The organism is uncultured Methylobacterium sp., from assembly GCF_964242245.1.
GTDB lineage: Bacteria > Pseudomonadota > Alphaproteobacteria > Rhizobiales > Beijerinckiaceae > Methylobacterium.
On record NZ_CAXTBY010000221.1, the window covers coordinates 1 to 2,738 of the forward strand.

The 2,738-nt window shown below is 70.0% G+C and carries 3 protein-coding genes; all 3 read left to right on the forward strand.

Features of this window, described 5'->3' with window-relative positions; translation table 11 throughout:
• Positions 1-385 precede the first annotated feature (385 nt).
• Positions 386-592 (forward strand): Rmf/CrpP family protein, encoded by a 207-nt coding sequence (locus ACFE8Y_RS21615; protein WP_375466417.1) that lies wholly within the window; start codon positions 386-388, stop codon positions 590-592.
• A gap of 245 nt (positions 593-837) precedes the next feature.
• Positions 838-1,875 carry an SPFH domain-containing protein gene (locus ACFE8Y_RS21620; RefSeq protein ID WP_375466418.1) on the forward strand — a complete coding sequence of 346 codons (1,038 nt, stop codon included), beginning with the start codon at positions 838-840 and terminating at the stop codon, positions 1,873-1,875.
• Positions 1,876-2,219: 344 nt separating this feature from the next.
• The coding region (gene dps / locus ACFE8Y_RS21625) for a DNA starvation/stationary phase protection protein Dps (RefSeq protein ID WP_375466419.1) at positions 2,220-2,738 on the forward strand (519 nt) is incomplete at its 3' end.

The window sequence follows — 2,738 nt, forward strand, 5'->3', positions numbered from 1 at the left end:
CGGGGACAGGCAGCCCGCCAAGCCCGCCGATCGGCCTGAACGACGCCGCCTCCGCCGAGGTGGAAGCCCCGGAACGGGATTCCGCAGGCTTGGCAGCGGAACCGGAGGCGACGCAGCCGAGCGCGGCCTCCGCCCGTCACCGAGGGCGATCCGGGGCCGCGGCGGGCGAACCCGCGTCCGTCCCGGCGGAGCGCCGACGCTCGGCGCCCTGCCGGGCGCGGCCGAGCCTATGGGACACTTATGAAATCCCGCCGCGATCTCCATTGCTCCCTTATGATCCCGACGCTTAGTCAGATTGGTCATGGCTGCTCGACAAGCAGCGGTCCTGATCCAGGTCAGGACTGAGCGGCCCGTCGCGACGGGTCCGATCGGCGGAGGCACGATCATGAGGGCGCTCGACGGCTCACGGACCGATCCCATCTTGCAAGGCGCGCGTGCGCGCAGCCTCGGGCGACCGAAGGAAGCCTGTCCGTATGCGCGCGCGTCCGAGGAACGCACGGCCTGGATCGAGGGATACGACGGCATGCCCCGCGATCCGGCGCCGACGCGGCGTCCGAGGCGTCACGGCGCATCCCTCGGACAGGACAGCTAGGACGCGTCTTGACGACGCCGATGCACCGTCGTCGCAGCTCATACGGCTCTCGATCCACCGCTTCTCCGCGGTGACGGCAGGTCTCATCGTGGCGACGGACCCCGCGCAACGCGCGTGAGCATGGGTGCCGTCGGCATCGGGCGCCCGGAGCTGCGTCGCTGTTCTTGCGCGGACGCTGCGGCCCCGCCGCCTGCCGCCATCGGCTCGAAACGGCTCCAACCTTCCACGGGGCGGGATACCAGACCATGCCGCAGAACAAGGGACCCTGGGGCGCCCCCACGCCGCCGACGTTCGGGCCGCCGCTGCCGCCCGCGCTCGTCCGCCGCCTCAGCATCGGCGGACCGCTGGTGATCGCGGCCGCCATACTCGTGCTCGGCAGCGTCTACGTCGTTCAGCCGACGGAGATGGCGGGCGTGCGGCGGCTCGGGACCGTGGTGACGGACAGGCCGATCGGACCGGGCCTGCACGCCAAGTTCCCGCTCGTCGACGTCGTCGACACGATCCAGACCAGCCTCGACACCTTCAGGCTGAACAACCTGACCGTCTACACCATCGACAACCAAGCGGTGACCGTCAGCCTCGGGATTTCCTACCGCATTCCCGCGAGCGCCGTCCTGAAGCTGCTCTACGGCGTCGGACGGAGCGGCAACGTCGACATCACCGAGAACATCCGGCCCGTCCTCGCGGACCGGGTGCTGCGGGTCTTCGCGACCCAGAACACCGTCGGCATCTCCGCCAACCGCGAGCAGATCGCGGCTCAGATCACCCGGAACGTCGCAGAAGCTCTGAGGAGCATCTTCGGCATCGAGATCGACGACCTGCAGCTCAGCAGCATCACGTACAGCGCGAGCTTCCAGGCCTCGGTCGAGGCTGCGGTGCAGGCCAAGAACGACGCCATCCGGGCCGAGAACACGGTCGCCAAGGTCCGCTACGAGGGCGAGCAGGCGAAGGTCCAGGCCGCCGCACAGGCCGCGGTGCGGATCGCCCAGGCGAACGGTGAGGCCGAAGCCGCCGTGGCGCAGGCGCGGGCGCAGCGCGAGGCCTCGATCCTGCGGGCCGAGGGCGCCGCGCAGGCAACGACGCTGACCGGCGAGGCGGAGGCCAAGATCATCCAGCAGGTCGGTTCCGCGGTCGCGTCCAATCCCGGCGTCGTCGCCTACGAGACGGCGCATCGCTGGAACGGGACGATGCCGGCGACGATGCTGGGCGGCTCCAACCCGCTCACGCTGCTGAACCTGCCGGGCGCGGGCGAGACGCGCCCGAACGCGCCGCAATCCCCTTGACGCGCCTGCCGCGCAAACCGAGAGCGGTCTCGGCGGCGACGGAGGTGAGGGGCTTCACGTTCCATCCCAACCCGACCCGTGGCAGGACGCACTCCGTCATGGATGGGTTGCGAGCCGCGGTGCGCCCGGCCCGCGCACGGGTACGACCCTGCGATGGGGAACTCGGCAGGCGTGGATGGTCTTAAAAGGTGGCGGGCGCGCGAGCCCAGCGCATGCCTCCCGGCGGCAACGGCATCGTCGGGATGCCCCTGCGGTGGGCCGAGGTATCGCGCGCCTTCCGAATTTCGAACGGCTCATCACGCAGCACGGGGACAGCCGGTCCCGTTGCAACCACAGGAGCGATCATGGCGGACAAGAACTCGACGGTGGGTCATCAGCGGCTCCACGAGACGCAGAACGATACCAAATCCAACGCGAAGAAGGTTTCGACCGAGGCGCTGAATGCCCGGCTCTCGGACGGGATCGACCTCGCGCTCGCCGTCAAGCAGGCGCACTGGAACCTGAAGGGGCCGCAGTTCATCGGCATCCACCTGATGCTCGACGGGTTCCGCGACGAACTCGACGACTACAACGACAAGGTGGCCGAGCGGATCACGCAGCTCGGCGGAACGGCGCGCGGCACGGCTGCCGCGGTGGCCGCCGCCTCCCAGCTCACACCGTACCCCCTCGACGCCTACGCCGTCGCCGACCACCTCGCGGCGCTGATCGACCGCTACGCGGTCTACGCCAACGCGGTGCGCCAGAACATCGACGACACCGACGAGGCGGGCGATGCCGGGACGGCGGACCTCTTCACCGAGGTGTCGCGCGGCGTCGACAAGCAGCTCTGGTTCCTCGAAGCCCACGTCCAGGAGCCGACCGGC